Annotated in this window: 14 protein-coding genes; 9 read left to right on the plus strand and 5 right to left on the minus strand. The window is 60.7% G+C overall.

Annotated features, from left to right (window positions below; translation table 11 throughout):
- Positions 1-14 precede the first annotated feature (14 nt).
- On the minus strand, positions 15-1010 hold the full coding sequence (gene cobS / locus AC1RKJ_RS11810; protein ID WP_492791142.1) for a cobaltochelatase subunit CobS: 996 nt from the start codon (positions 1008-1010) through the stop codon (positions 15-17).
- Positions 1011-1309: 299 nt separating this feature from the next.
- On the opposite strand from cobS, the gene AC1RKJ_RS11815 reads away from it, so the two are divergent.
- On the plus strand, positions 1310-1957 hold the full coding sequence (locus AC1RKJ_RS11815) for a DedA family protein (RefSeq protein ID WP_492791143.1): 648 nt from the start codon (positions 1310-1312) through the stop codon (positions 1955-1957).
- Complete coding sequence (locus AC1RKJ_RS11820; RefSeq protein WP_492791144.1) at positions 1954-2454, plus strand: DUF1801 domain-containing protein; 501 nt, start codon at positions 1954-1956, stop codon at positions 2452-2454. Before AC1RKJ_RS11815 ends, AC1RKJ_RS11820 begins: the two co-directional genes overlap by 4 nt.
- On the opposite strand, the gene AC1RKJ_RS11825 is transcribed toward AC1RKJ_RS11820, so the two are convergent.
- Entirely contained in the window at positions 2426-3079 is a 654-nt protein-coding gene (locus tag AC1RKJ_RS11825; protein WP_492791145.1) for a J domain-containing protein, read from the minus strand. The genes AC1RKJ_RS11820 and AC1RKJ_RS11825 overlap by 29 nt on opposite strands.
- A 139-nt stretch (positions 3080-3218) precedes the next feature.
- On the opposite strand from AC1RKJ_RS11825, the gene AC1RKJ_RS11830 reads away from it, so the two are divergent.
- Positions 3219-3524, plus strand: a complete 306-nt coding sequence (locus AC1RKJ_RS11830) for a BolA family protein (protein ID WP_492791146.1) — start codon at positions 3219-3221, stop codon at positions 3522-3524.
- 175 nt (positions 3525-3699) lie between these two features.
- Here AC1RKJ_RS11830 and AC1RKJ_RS11835 read toward each other — a convergent pair whose 3' ends face one another.
- From AC1RKJ_RS11835 to AC1RKJ_RS11845, 3 genes are read right to left on the minus strand one after another with little or no spacing between them, the layout of a single operon-like run.
- Positions 3700-5049: an HlyC/CorC family transporter gene (locus tag AC1RKJ_RS11835; RefSeq protein ID WP_492791147.1), complete on the minus strand. Its 1350-nt coding sequence runs from the start codon at positions 5047-5049 to the stop codon at positions 3700-3702.
- Between the two features lie 24 nt (positions 5050-5073).
- Positions 5074-6216 carry a 3-dehydroquinate synthase gene (gene aroB / locus AC1RKJ_RS11840; RefSeq protein WP_492791148.1) on the minus strand — a complete coding sequence of 381 codons (1143 nt, stop codon included), beginning with the start codon at positions 6214-6216 and terminating at the stop codon, positions 5074-5076.
- On the minus strand, positions 6213-6836 hold the full coding sequence (locus AC1RKJ_RS11845; protein WP_492791149.1) for a shikimate kinase: 624 nt from the start codon (positions 6834-6836) through the stop codon (positions 6213-6215). The genes aroB and AC1RKJ_RS11845 overlap by 4 nt, the downstream gene beginning before the upstream one ends.
- Before the next feature lie 189 nt (positions 6837-7025).
- Between AC1RKJ_RS11845 and AC1RKJ_RS11850 the strand changes: the two genes are divergently transcribed.
- The 6 genes from AC1RKJ_RS11850 to AC1RKJ_RS11875 all read left to right on the plus strand — a co-directional run bounded on the left by AC1RKJ_RS11850 (position 7026) and on the right by AC1RKJ_RS11875 (position 13709).
- Positions 7026-7172, plus strand: a complete 147-nt coding sequence (locus AC1RKJ_RS11850) for a histidine kinase (protein WP_492791150.1) — start codon at positions 7026-7028, stop codon at positions 7170-7172.
- A gap of 14 nt (positions 7173-7186) precedes the next feature.
- Entirely contained in the window at positions 7187-8146 is a 960-nt protein-coding gene (gene xerD, locus AC1RKJ_RS11855) for a site-specific tyrosine recombinase XerD (RefSeq protein WP_492791151.1), read from the plus strand.
- 166 nt (positions 8147-8312) lie between these two features.
- On the plus strand, positions 8313-9275 hold the full coding sequence (locus AC1RKJ_RS11860) for an acetyl-CoA carboxylase carboxyltransferase subunit alpha (RefSeq protein WP_492791152.1): 963 nt from the start codon (positions 8313-8315) through the stop codon (positions 9273-9275).
- A 380-nt stretch (positions 9276-9655) separates the two neighbouring features.
- The gene (locus tag AC1RKJ_RS11865) at positions 9656-11113 is read left to right on the plus strand and encodes a L,D-transpeptidase family protein (RefSeq protein WP_492791153.1); all 1458 of its coding nucleotides are present in this window, start codon (positions 9656-9658) and stop codon (positions 11111-11113) included.
- A gap of 128 nt (positions 11114-11241) precedes the next feature.
- A complete protein-coding gene (locus AC1RKJ_RS11870; RefSeq protein ID WP_492791154.1) occupies positions 11242-12612 on the plus strand; it encodes an MBOAT family O-acyltransferase in 1371 nt (456 codons plus the stop codon).
- An 11-nt stretch (positions 12613-12623) separates the two neighbouring features.
- On the plus strand, positions 12624-13709 hold the full coding sequence (locus AC1RKJ_RS11875; RefSeq protein WP_492791155.1) for a hypothetical protein: 1086 nt from the start codon (positions 12624-12626) through the stop codon (positions 13707-13709).
- Positions 13710-13716 lie beyond the last annotated feature (7 nt).

The raw sequence follows: 13716 nt of genomic DNA on the forward strand, positions 1-13716 counted from the left end.
GGGAGAGGCAAATCCTAGCTCAAGGCCACGTTGACTGCGCTCTCCGGCAGCTCCGCATTGAAGCAGCGCTGATAGAACTCAGCCACCAGCGGGCGCTCAAGCTCGTCGCATTTGTTCAGGAAGGTGACGCGGAAGGCAAAACCGAGATCGCCGAAAATCTCCGCGTTCTCCGCCCACGTGATCACGGTACGCGGCGACATGACGGTGGAGAGATCGCCGTTGGCGAAGGCGTTACGCGTCAGATCCGCAAGGCGAACCATCTTGTTGACGATGTCGCGGCCTGCGTCCGTGCGATAGTGCTTCGCCTTGGCAAGAACGATTTCGACTTCTTCATCGTGCGGCAGATAGTTCAGCGTGGTGACGATCGACCAGCGGTCCATCTGACCCTGGTTGATCTGCTGGGTGCCGTGATAGAGGCCCGAGGTGTCGCCCAGACCGATCGTGTTCGCGGTCGAAAACAGCCGGAACGCCGGATGCGGCTTGATGACCTTGTTCTGGTCGAGCAGCGTGAGGCGGCCGGACACTTCCAGCACGCGCTGAATCACGAACATCACGTCCGGACGGCCGGCGTCGTATTCGTCGAACACCAGCGCGATGTTGTGCTGAAGCGCCCACGGCAAAATGCCGTCACGGAATTCGGTGACCTGCTTGCCGTCGCGAACGACGATTGAATCCTTGCCGACGAGATCGATACGGCTGATGTGGCTGTCGAGATTGACGCGCACGCAGGGCCAGTTCAGCCGCGCCGCGACCTGCTCGATGTGGGTCGATTTACCGGTGCCGTGAAAACCGGTGACCATGACGCGGCGGTTCTTCGAGAATCCGGCGAGAATGGCAAGCGTGGTGGCGCGGTCGAAACGATAGTCCGAATCGATATCCGGTACATGCGGATCGCCATTGGAATAAGCGGGGACTTCGAGGTCACTGTCGATCCCGAAGACCTGACGAACAGACACCTTCATGTCAGGGAGGCCTGCGGGTTCCTGCGACTTGGTCATGGCGGCGGTCATCAATCCTCCGTGGTCCCGGATTCTCCCGGGGCCAGACGTGCTTGCTGCGGGTGGGGTGCGTGTTTCAACCTAGCAGACAGATGCGGATGGCAGAAGCCCGCCGGGCAACGAAAGTTCCATTGTCTTTTCATTGAGATAAGCCTTTTCCGCGCCTTTGGTAGGTCTGCCCTGCGATTGCCGCGAGGCAGACCGGATTCGCGCAGGGCGGAATTCGCCGGCTTGCGGCCCTTCGGTCGCTTTGATGCCGGGTTGCCCGGTGTATGTTGAAACCTCAGGAATCGCGCCAGCGCGGGGGTCGTGTGAGTTCGTATCTCAGTGAACTGATCGGCTTCGTATCGCTTCACAGCGAAATCGCCTACGGCGTGATCTTCCTGGCGGCGCTTCTGGAAGCCATCCCGATTCTCGGCTCGCTCATCCCCGGATCGACCGTCATTGTAGCCCTCAGCGCGCTGGTGCCCGGCGGCGGCCTCAAGCTTGCGCCGATCCTGACGGCGGCCATTCTCGGCGCGATCATCGGCGACGGGCTGGGCTACTGGATCGGTCACAAGAAACAGCGCGACGTGTTGTCGGCATGGCCAATGTCGAAATATCCCGCCGTCACTCAGCAAAGCGAAATGCTCTTCGAACGCTATGGGGCTTTCGCTGTCATCTTCGCGCGGTTCATTGCCCCCATACGTGCCGTGGTCCCCATGATCGCCGGTGTGCTGGGCATGCCACCGTGGCGATTTTTCCCCTTGAACATCATCGCCATTCTTTTCTGGGCGCCCGCGCATGTGCTGCCGGGCGTGCTGGCCGGCTCCGCCGCCGAGAAATGGGGCGCGAGGATCGAGCATTATGGATTGCCACTGGCCAGCGGCATCATCGCCATCGGATGCATCGTCCTCGCCGTGCAGGTCTGGCGCAGCCGCCGACGGATTCCCAGGTCCGATAGCGGAGGACTTTCGTGAAGCGAAGCACGGACCGCGGCGAGCCTTTCCACGACAAAAATGTCGCGAAGGTGTTTGCCGCCTATCCCGATCAAATCCGCGCCAGACTGATGGCCCTGCGCACGATCATCTTCGAGACCGCTGCACATCTCGACGGCGTGGGTCCGCTCGAAGAGACGCTGAAATGGGGCCAGCCCAGCTATCTCACCACCGCGTCCGGCAGCGGCAGCACCATCAGGATCGACAGCGTGAAATCGGAAGATGCGCGCGTGGCAATGTATTTCCATTGCCAGACCGATCTGGTCGCGACATTCCGCGAACTTTACCCGACGCAAATGGTGTATGGCGGCAACCGCAGCATCCTGTTCGACGCCGCAGCGAAAATTCCCGAAAAGGCGCTGCGCCACTGCATCGGGCTGGCGCTGACCTATCACGCGCGCAAAGCGGCGGGGAAAACGCGGGCGTCAAAAAACGCTAAAAAGCCTGAGGTCAGGACGCGCCGCGCACGACCGTCTTGAGATAGTTGTAGGCCTTGATGATCTCGATCAGGCGATCCTCGGTGGAGCGGTCGCCGCCATTGGCATCGGGATGATGCTGCTTCACCAGCATCTTGTACTTCGCTTTCACCGTCTCAAGCGTCGCATCGGGGCCGAGCCCCATCACAATCAACGCCTTCTTCTCGGCGTTGAAAATCTTGCGAGTCTCGGCCTTCGGCTCCTCGGTATTCGAGCCCGGACCCGGCCGCCATTTGCCGCGCCCGTTCAGTTCGCTGAACACATGGAAAGGATCGGACGCAGTGTCGAGATCGGGATTGGCTTTGCTTTTCTTGCCGCCGTTCGCGCCCATCTTCCACGTCGGACGATGGCCGGTCAGCGCATCCTTCTGGTAGCTGGCAACCGCGTCAGGCGCCATGCCCTGAAAGAAATTGTAGCCCTGATTGTATTCGCGAACGTGATTGAGACAGAAATGCCAGTACTCTTTCTCGTGGCCACGGCCCTTGGGCGCGCGATGCCCGCCCTTGTTCTTGCAGCCTGGCGCCTCGCACATCACAGCTTCCTCGCGCGCAGCAGCCTGCTGCTTCGCGCTCAGCTTGTTGGGCTTGATGCGGATGCTGTCGAAGAATTTGGATGAGTCGATAGCCATGGAATATCACGACGCCTTGTTGGGAGCTTCAGGTTTTGACGCGAATTTTCTCGGTCGCGGACTATACATCGCCGTGACGGTGAATCGCAATTGAAACGGTCATTGACCTGAACGAATAACGCGCGATATTGCGCAGATCATGACCGCAAAAGATCACATCACAAAGAAGTTGAGCGAAGCTTTCGCGCCGGAAAGCCTCGATGTCGCAGATGAATCCCATCTACACGAAGGCCACGCAGGCCACAGGCCGGGCGGCGAGACGCACTTTCGGGTTTATATTGTGTCGAAAGCGTTCGAAGGGAAGAGCCGGATCGACCGCCATCGGATGATAAATTCGGTACTGACGGCCGAACTGTCCGGTTCCGTCCACGCGCTGGCGATCCACGCACATGCGCCAGGAGAAAATGCCCGGCGTCCTGCCCCTGCGGAAGCCTGCAAGCACTGAGAGATTGCCGAGCCGCTAGTGATCCGGTTCTGACATTCGTATCATATCCTTCGTAGGCCCTTTTACGAATGTCAGAACCAAAGGATCACTAGAATTATAATTTGCTAGTGTCCTTTCGTATCCGACGTTCGTTCGGAAGGCGCTGCGGAGTGAATCGAACGTCGGATACGGGACACTAGAACGACGTTCCCGCCTTCGGCTTTTTCTCCGGCACGTCGCTTTCGCGCGGCAACGGCACGATTCGCAGCGCCGTGATGCGGTTTCGCTCGCGCCTGAGCACCCTGAACCGGAAACCGTGAAACGTGAAACTCTGGCCGCGATCCGGGATCGAGCGCGCCTCATGAATCACGAGACCCGCGATGGTGGTGGCTTCCTCGTCCGGCAGATGCCAGTCCATTGCGCGATTGAGATCGCGGATCGGCACCGAACCGTCGACGACGACAGAACCATCCGGCTGTGCACGGACACCTGCGACCACGACATCGTGCTCATCGGAAATATCGCCGACGATTTCTTCCAGAATGTCTTCCAGCGTCACCATGCCTTCGACCTCGCCGTACTCGTCCACCACGAGGGCGAAATGCGTCTTGCGGCGGCGGAACGCCTTGAGCTGTTCCGACAACGGCCGCATCTCGGGCACGAACCACGGCGTCAACGCGATGGCTGCGACATCGATCTTGGAGAGATCCCCGTCCGTCGTCCGGATAGCGCGAAGCAGATCCTTTGCGTGAAGGACGCCGATGATGTTCTCCGGCTTCTCGCGCCACAGCGGGATACGGGTGTATTCCGATTCGAGAATTCCACGGATGACCGCATCGGGCGGCCCGTCCGCGTTGACGCTGACCATCTTGGTGCGATGAACCATCACGTCGGATACCGCGAGGTCGCCAAAGCGGAAGACGTTCTGGATGTATTCGGCCTCGCCAATCTCCATTTTGCCGTGCTCGGCTGATTCCTCCACGAGCCCTTCGATTTCGGAGTCGGTGAGGATTTCGTTCTGCGACGATTCCTTCACGCCAAGCATCCGCAAAATTGCGCGCGACGCACCGTTCAGCAGCCAGTTCAGCGGATAAAGAACAAGATAAGATGCATACAGCGGATACGCGATCCATTGCGAGACCGGCACAGGCTGTCGAATCGCAAGCGTTTTCGGCACCTGCTCGCCGATGACGATATGCAACGAGGAGAACACCAGAAAGCCGGTCAGGAATGCCGTAAAATGCAAAGCGGATTCCGGCATCCCGAGCGGTTCGAGAACAGGCCGAAGCAACGCCGCGACAGTCGGCTCGCCAACCCAGCCCAGACCGAGTGAGGCCATGGTGATGCCGAGCTGGCAGCACGCGAGATAGGCCTCCATGTTGCCCATCATTTTCATCAGCAGGCGCGCGCCGAAACGGTTCTGCTCGGCCATGGCCTTGACGCGAAACCCGCGGCTTTTCACCAGCGCAAATTCCGCCGCCACATAAAATGCGTTGGCCGCGAGCAGAAGAATGGCGATGAGCAGGTTGACGACAGCTGAGTTCATGTTTGTCCCGCGACTGCGTCGTCGTTATCCCGATAATTTTTCTTGAAGGAAATCACGAACCGCGGACGGATCGACATCGTTGGCGATCACCGCCTTGCCGATCTTTTCCAGCAGGATGAACGTGAGACGTCCGCGCTTCACCTTCTTGTCCTGCGCCATCAGCGCCAGCAGCGCGTCGGCATCCGCGAGGCCTTCCTGCTGAAAGCCCGCGATGTCCTGCAAACGGGTCGGCAGGCCGACCGACGCAAGATGACGCTGCACACGCGCGGCATCCGATATGGGAAGCATATTCAGGTGCGCCGAAAACTCGGCGGCGAGTACCATGCCAACCGAGACGCCCTCGCCGTGGAACAGCCGGTCGGAGAAACCCGTCGCGGCCTCCAGCGCATGGCCGAAGGTGTGTCCGAGATTGAGCAAGGCGCGGTCGCCGGTTTCACGCTCGTCGCGCGCCACGATCTCCGCCTTGGCGCGACAACTGGCCGCGATGGCATGTTCGCGCGCAGTTCCGCCCGTGAAGATGCCCGAATGATTGGCTTCCAGCCAATCGAAAAATTCCAGATCGCCCAGCACGCCATATTTGGCGACTTCCGCGTAGCCGGCGCGAAACTGGCGCGGCGAAAGCGTATCGAGCACTGCCGTATCCGCAACCACCAGCACCGGCTGATGAAACGCTCCGACCAGATTCTTGCCGTGCGGTGAATTGATTCCGGTTTTTCCGCCCACCGACGAATCGACCTGCGCCAGCAGGGACGTCGGCACCTGCACGAAATCCACGCCGCGCCGGACGATTGATGCCGCGAACCCGGCCAGATCGCCGATCACGCCACCGCCAAGCGCAATCACCAGATCGTTGCGCTCGATCTTCGCCGCGATCAGCGCCTCGGACACCTCCTGCAACACCGCGTAGCTCTTGGATGCTTCGCCTTCGCCCACCACGATGCGCGACGATGCGATGCCAGCATCCGCGAGTGCGGCTTCGGTTTTGGCAAGCCAGTGCTTTGCGACGGTGCGATCGGTCACGATGGCCGTGCGAGCGCCGGGCCGCAGCGCGGCGATGCGATGGCCGAGCGACGGCAGCACATCGCGGCCGATGACAATGTCATAGGCGCGGTCGCCGAGGGCGACGTCGACGGTCACCGGATTTGCAGTCTTGATGGGAACGGTCATTTCGTTTCGCTTGCGGAATGTGAAGACGCGCCACCGGACAGAAGATAGGCATGAAGCGCGCTGATGGCTTCATCGACGATTTTCTCGTGCGGCACATCGCGCGACGCAATGGTGAGATCGGCTAACTGATAAAACGGACTGCGCTCGCCGATCAGCCGCTCGATGGTCGCAGCAGGATCGGCCGTTTGCAGCAGCGGCCTGTCGGCGCGGCGCTTGACCCGCTTCAGGATGACATCGCCGTCCGCCTGCAGCCAGACCGAGACGGCCTTGTCGCGAATCCGGTTGCGCGTCTCCTCGCGCATGAACGCACCGCCGCCGGTCGCGATCACGCAAGAGCCGCCCTCCAGCAGGCGCGCGATCACCCGCGCCTCACCGTCGCGAAAATACGGCTCACCGTGCTGGGCGAATATCTCGGAGACAGTCAGGCCCGCGTGTGCGATCTCGATTTCATGATCGGCATCCAGAAACGGGACGTGCAGCCGCGCGCCGAGCCTGCGTCCGATGGTCGATTTGCCCGATCCCATCATGCCGACAAGCACAACCGACCGGCCGCCCAGAGCCGCTACAATGTCGGTCTCCTGGGTCGCGCCGTCCTGATGTCTGGCCGCAGTCTCGGTCATCTTTAAGGGCTCGATTTGCCGCTGGTGCGGCTGATTGGCCACCTATACTACTCCTGCCGATCCCGTTGCCAGAGACTCTTGCCGAAACGGCGCGAACATGTTGGTACTTTGAACCGTTGAACCGCCGCGTTCTGCCGGTTAACGAGCTTTGGAGCCCGTACTTCAAAGGTTAATTCCGAGGCCATCTCGATGCCCAGCCTGTTTCGCTTCCTGACTGTCGTCGCGGTGATCGGCGGGCTGATCTATGGCGGTATTTTCGCGCTCGCCAATTTCGTTAATCCAAAGCCCCGTGAAATGACAGTCAGCGTTCCTCCCGATAAATTTCTCAAGAAATAGATCGGTGGGGGATCATGCCGACGGACAAATCCTCCGATGCCCGGCTGGCCAGCCTGTTCCTCGACATGCTCGCCGCGGAACAGGGCGCCGGCGGCAATACGCTCGACGCCTATCGCGGCGATCTCGAAGACCTGTCCGAATTCCTCGCGCGGCGTAATTCGACGTTCCGCGACGCGGACACTCAATTGCTGCGCGATTATCTGGCCGACCTCGACACCCGCGGATTCAAATCGTCGAGCGTGGCGCGCAAGCTGTCGTCGACACGGCACTTGTTCCGTTTTCTTTTGAGCGAGCGCGTGCGCACGGACGATCCGGCTGCGATTCTTTCCGGCCCAAAGCGCGGCCGCGCGCTGCCGAAAGTGCTGTCGATCGCCGATGTCGATCGTCTTCTGACGCACGCGAAGACCGCATCGGACATGCCGGAGCAGTCGCCGCTGCAAAAACTGCGCGCGTTGCGGCTCTCCTGCCTGCTCGAAATCCTCTATGCGACGGGACTTCGCGTCTCCGAACTGGTGGCGCTGCCGCTGTCGGCGGCGCGGCGCGATGCACGCATGATCGTCGTGCGCGGCAAAGGCAACAAGGAGCGGCTGGTTCCGCTCAACGAAACCTCGAAGCAGGCCATGGCGGTTTATCTCGCGGCGCTGGAGGACGTTCATCGCGAACAGAAGAAAAACTCCGCCGCCTCGAAATGGCTGTTTCCGTCATCGGGCGAAAGCGGACACCTGACGCGGCAACATTTCGCGCGCGACCTCAAGGAACTTGCGGGAGCCGCCGGCATTGCACAGCGGCTGGTCAGCCCGCACGTGCTGCGCCACGCATTCGCATCGCACCTGCTGCACAATGGAGCCGACCTGAGAATCGTCCAGACGCTGCTCGGCCACACGGATATTTCAACAACCCAGATCTATACCCATATCGTCGAGGAGCGGCTGAAGAGCCTGGTCCGCGATCTGCATCCGCTGGCGGACAAATGAACATTAAAAGAACCAGCAAAATCAGTGCTTTTCATCGCGGCGCTTGACTTGGGACCGCTTCTTGACTTGAAAGGCCTCCCAAGACTTCATCGACACTCCACCGCGATCGACCGAATCCATTTGCGCGCCTCTTCGCCTCAAGCGCGCCGTCCCCTATATTTGTCACATGCCGGACCTGATGCGTAGCTATCTGGATTTTGAAAAACCTGTTGCCGAGCTCGATGCCAAAGTGGACGAGCTGCGCGCGCTTGCCGCCAGCGGCAGCGACATCAGCGAGGAAGTATCACGCATCGAGGACAAGGCGTTGCAGGCGCTCGACGACCTCTATGCCAATCTGACACCCTGGCAGAAGACCCAGGTCGCGCGTCATCCGCTGCGGCCGCACTGCGTCGACTATATCAAGACGCTGATCACCGAGTTCACGCCACTCGCGGGCGACCGCAAGTTCGGCGACGACGATGCGCTGGTCGGTGGCTTTGGACGTTTCAGGGGCGAAAGCATTTGCGTCATCGGCCAGGAAAAGGGGTCGACCACCGAAACCCGGCTCAAGCACAATTTCGGCATGGCCAAGCCTGAAGGCTATCGAAAAGCCGTGCGGCTGATGGAAATGGCGGATCGTTTCAGCATTCCGGTGCTGTCGCTGGTGGACACCGCTGGCGCCTATCCCGGCATCGGCGCGGAGGAGCGCGGTCAGGCGGAAGCCATCGCGCGATCCACCGATGCGTGCCTCAATCTCGGCGTCCCCAACGTTGCCGTCGTCATCGGCGAGGGCGGGTCCGGCGGCGCGATCGCAATCGCAACTGCAAATCGCGTGCTGATGCTGGAACACGCGGTCTACAGCGTCATCTCGCCGGAGGGTGCTGCCTCGATTCTGTGGCGCGACCCGGCGAAGGCTCAGGAAGCCGCCACCAACCTCAAGATTACCGCGCAGGATCTCGCCCGCTTTGGCGTGATCGACACCATTCTCAAAGAACCTTCGGGCGGCGCGCACCGCGATCCAGGCGCCATGGTCGCGCGAACGGGCGACGCCATCGCCCAGGCCTTCAACGATCTGCGAAGCCTCGATTCCAAGGCGGTCCGCGACCAGCGCCGTCAGAAGTTTCTCGAGATCGGCCGCCGGCTCGGGTAGTGCGGCCGGGGGATCGCGGCCGGCTTACGTGATGGCCCGCCACATCGTGGCTTTTTCTGGACACACGCAGCCCGGCACCACGCCAATTTCGGCTGCATTTTGATTTACTTAGCGTTGACCATAAAGCGGTCCGGGCCCTCGGCCGCGGCCTGTTCAGCTTGCGACCGGGGCCCCTTAAGGATAATAATTGCTCAATTGCTCACGTACGTTTTTAGCCAAAAAGCGAACGCCGCTTTTACGACGAAAACACGTGCGGCCTGTTAGAGCGGCAGCGATTTCCGGCGGCCAACTGTGCGCCACTTTGCCGGAACATTGTTTGCCCTGAAGGTCGCCGGGTTAGCTGGAGTTTGGGGATTGCCAATCTGCCGCGGAGCTTTGCATTGATCGGCCGCACGCATGTCCGCGCGCTGATGACGTCGGCTGTGCTCGCGGCTGGCGTTTTGCTGTCCGCATGTAACGGCGACAGTCTTTCGACCGGCGCCAAGGCCAACCGCCCGATCCCCGAAAAGCTGGTCGCCGAAATCGAAGCCAAGAACATGGACAAGGCATCGCCGATGCTGGTCCGCCTGTTCAAGCAGGAAGCCGAACTCGAGGTCTGGAAGCAGGATCGCAGCGGCAAGTTCGCGCTGCTCAAGACCTATCCGATCTGCCGCTGGTCGGGCGATCTCGGCCCGAAGATCAAGGAAGGCGACCGGCAGGCTCCCGAAGGCTTCTACTCGATCACGCCGGCGCAGATGAATCCGACCTCGGCGTATTACCTGTCGTTCAACATGGGCTATCCCAATGCCTACGATAAGGCGTGGGGACGTACCGGCTCGCAGTTGATGGTTCACGGCGACTGCTCGTCGCGCGGCTGCTACGCGATGACCGACGAGCAGATTTCGGAAATTTATGCGCTCGGCCGCGAGTCGTTTTTCGGCGGCCAGAACGCATTTCAGGTGCAGGCCTATCCGTTCCGCATGACGGCGCAGAACATGGCCCGTCACCGCAACAATCCGAACATGCCGTTCTGGAAGATGATCAAGGAAGGCAACGATCACTTCGAGGTCACCAAGCAGGAGCCGAAGGTCGATTTCTGCGAGAAGAAATATGTCTTCGATGCAGAGAAGCCTGCCGGCGCGACCCGTCCGCTGGCGTTCAACGCATCCGCGCAGTGTCCGGCCTATCAGATCCCGGCCGATATTGCCGACGCCGTTCAGGACAAGCAGCGTCAGGACGACCAGAAAATCGCGCAGCTGATTTCCCGAGGCACCACGACGGCCCGTTCGCGCGCCGGCATCGACGGCGGTATGCATCCGGTGTTCGCATCCAAGCTGCCCGAAGGTGAAGCCGCGATCGACAAGGACGTCACCGATTATGCGGTCGCATCCTATCTGCCCGCGCCGGGAACAGTTCCTTCGCATGCGACCATTCCGAAGGCACCGGAAGCCGCGCCATCCTTCAGCTTCACCTCATCGAACAGCGAGCCGATGGTCGCGGTGCCCGCGTCGCGCAGCACGCCAGCCAATGCGAATGCCAGCGCCAACGAGGGCAGCTTCCTCAGCCGGCTGTCGCGCAGCGTCGGCCTGCGTGGGTCCGACCCTGAGCCCGCTCCGGCAAAGCCCGCCGTCACCGCAGCACCGAAGGCAAAATCCACCAGCCAGACCAAGGCCGCCAGCACGCCGCCGCGGGTGATTCCGCTCGAGCGCTCGCAGCAGGCACAGACCCCGCCGGCCAAGCCTGTCGTTGCTGCCCCCGCTCCCGCCGTAACCGCCCCGGCGTCGCAGCAATCGCTGGCCGGAGCCCAGCCGGCCGTGCCGGCAAATTCCTTCGACAGCCGCTGGTCGACGGTCCGCTAGACGCCGACCGCGGCAGACCTGCTTTACTTTCAGTCCGCGTTATCCCAATCAATGCAGATCAATTTGGCATTGCGGGCCAAGCGATGCCTCTCCGCTGGCGTCCGCCCCGCATGATCGATCGTTGCTAAATGCTGTTTCAGTCCCAGTTTTACATTCTCGTTTTCTTGCCGGTCGCCGTCACATTGTATTATGCGTGCGCGCGACATATCGCGCTCCGGCAATGGGTGTTGATCGGAATCTCGCTGTTCTTCTACGGATGGTGGGATATTCGTTTCATACCGCTGCTTGTCGGCCAGATCGCCATCACATGGCTGCTCGCCATCGTTCACGAGCGAACCGGAAAAAATGCGGTTCTTGCCGTCGGCGTCGTGCTCAACATCCTGTCGCTTGCGACATTCAAGTATCTGGACTTTCTGATCGGCCTGCTCGAATCCGCGACGGGTATCGATCTGCCGCGCTCTCATCTGGTTTTGCCGATCGGCATCAGCTTTTTCTCGTTCCAGTTGATTTCCTACCTCATCGACCGCATGCGCGGCGATGCGCCGATCTATTCGTTCCGTCCTTTCGCGCTTTTCGTTCTGTTGTTTCCCCATCTCATTGCCGGCCCGATCGTGCGGCACAACGAGTTGATCCCGCAGTTCGCACAGGATCCTCGTGGCGATGCCATGTGGACCAATATCGGCTCGGGCCTCGTCATATTCATTGTCGGTTTCGCAAAAAAAGTGCTGCTGGCGGACCCGCTCGCCAAGATTGCCGACCCGCTGTTCAGGCGCGTCGGCGATCACGTGCTGAGCTTCGGCGACGCGTGGACCGCGACTCTCGGGTTCTCACTGCAACTGTTTCTGGATTTCTCGGCCTATACCGAAATGGCGATCGGAACGGCGCTCCTGTTCGGCCTAGTGCTGCCCGAAAACTTCCTGCGCCCGTATCTGGCCTGCAACCTCCGCGACTTCTGGCAACGCTGGCATATTTCGCTGTCGAAATTCATTCGCGACTATCTCTACATCCCGCTGGGCGGCAGCCGTCACGGCTGGGCGCGCTATGTGGTCGCCACGCTTCTCAGCATGGGGATTTGCGGCTTGTGGCACGGCGCGGGATGGCCGTTCATCGTGTGGGGGCTCTGGCACGGAGTCGGGTTGATCGTCTGCCGGGCGTGGCAATCGCTGCGCAAGCCGATGCCTGCGGCGGCAGGCTGGCTGATCACGATTACTTTCGTGACTTTGGGCTGGGTGATTTTCCGCACCGATAGCTTCACGAGCGCAGTTTCGGTTTTCGGATCGCTGCTCGGCGCCAATGGTTTCAGCGGCACGCTCATGAGTCCCAAACTGATTCTCATTGCCGCGCTCGCGTCGGTTCTCATCCCGTCGGCCCACGAACTCCGGGACCGGCTGCTGCGGCCGTATCCTGCATTGGCATTTGTGAGTGCGGTGCTCGCAGTCTTCTGCGTGCTGGAAGTCGGCAAGGGCGCGCCGGTCAACTTCATCTACTTCCAGTTCTGACAGGAACCGCGATGTTGCAGCGCCTGCGAACCTCGATAGCCGGAAAGAACAGCCAGGTCTCATGGCGCAGCTTTGCGATCCGGCTGATGGTTACCTTCGCGGCGGGCATCGCCGGACTGTATGCCTTCGTGCTGCTGATCGACCCCTACAATGTCGTCCCGTTCTCGCTGCCGATCGAACGGCCTCTGGTGAGCATCAATCAGCGATACATGTATCCGCAGATTGTGCGGAGCGGACGGTTCGATTCCCTGGTTGTCGGAACATCGACGTCCCGTCTGCTCGATCCGGAAATCCTCAATGCGGAGTTTGGTGCAAAATTTGCCAACCTCGCGATGGATTCGGCGACGGCATGGGAACAGAAGACCATGGCCGATTACTTTATCGACCGTGCCGGAAAGCCGCGCGTCATGATCGTGGGCATCGATCAGGTCTGGTGCACGCCGGACGCCGACAGCAATCGCATTACGTTCCGGGGCTTTCCGGATTTCCTGTACGACGGCAGCAAGTGGAATGACTATCTCTACCTTCTGAATCTTGAAACCATCGAGATCGCAGGAAGACTGCTCGGCAACCGCCTGGGATTTTATCCGGCGCGCAGCCGCTACGACGGATTTCAGGTTTTCGTGCCGCCCGATGCAACTTACGACGCCGAGAAGGCACGCCGTAACCTGTGGGGAGGGTCTCCGCCGCGAACGTACGATACCGATGCGCCGCCGTTCCAGCTTTCACAAATGCAGCGCGACAAGCTCAGTTTTCCAGCGCTTCAATGGCTGGACGATCTGCTCGGCAAAGCCGGCGACGGTATAAAGATCGTTGCCTTCATGCCGGTTCATGTCGCAGCACAGCCTCTGCCCGCGAGCGAAGCGGCGGCTGTCGAGGCGCAGTGCAAGGCGCGCATTGTCGGAATCGCCGCACGACATGGCGCCAAGGTGATCGATTGGCGCTATCCTTCGCCGCTCACGCGGCAGGATTCGAATTACTGGGATCCGCTCCATTATCGCATCCCCGTCGCGCAACGCCTCGCCCGCGACATGAGCCTTGCCATTCGCGAAGGCCGCCCGTCGGCGGACGGCACCTACCGGTTGCCGCTGCAATAGCAGCGGA

The organism is Afipia sp. GW822-FHT04G07, from assembly GCF_058800765.1.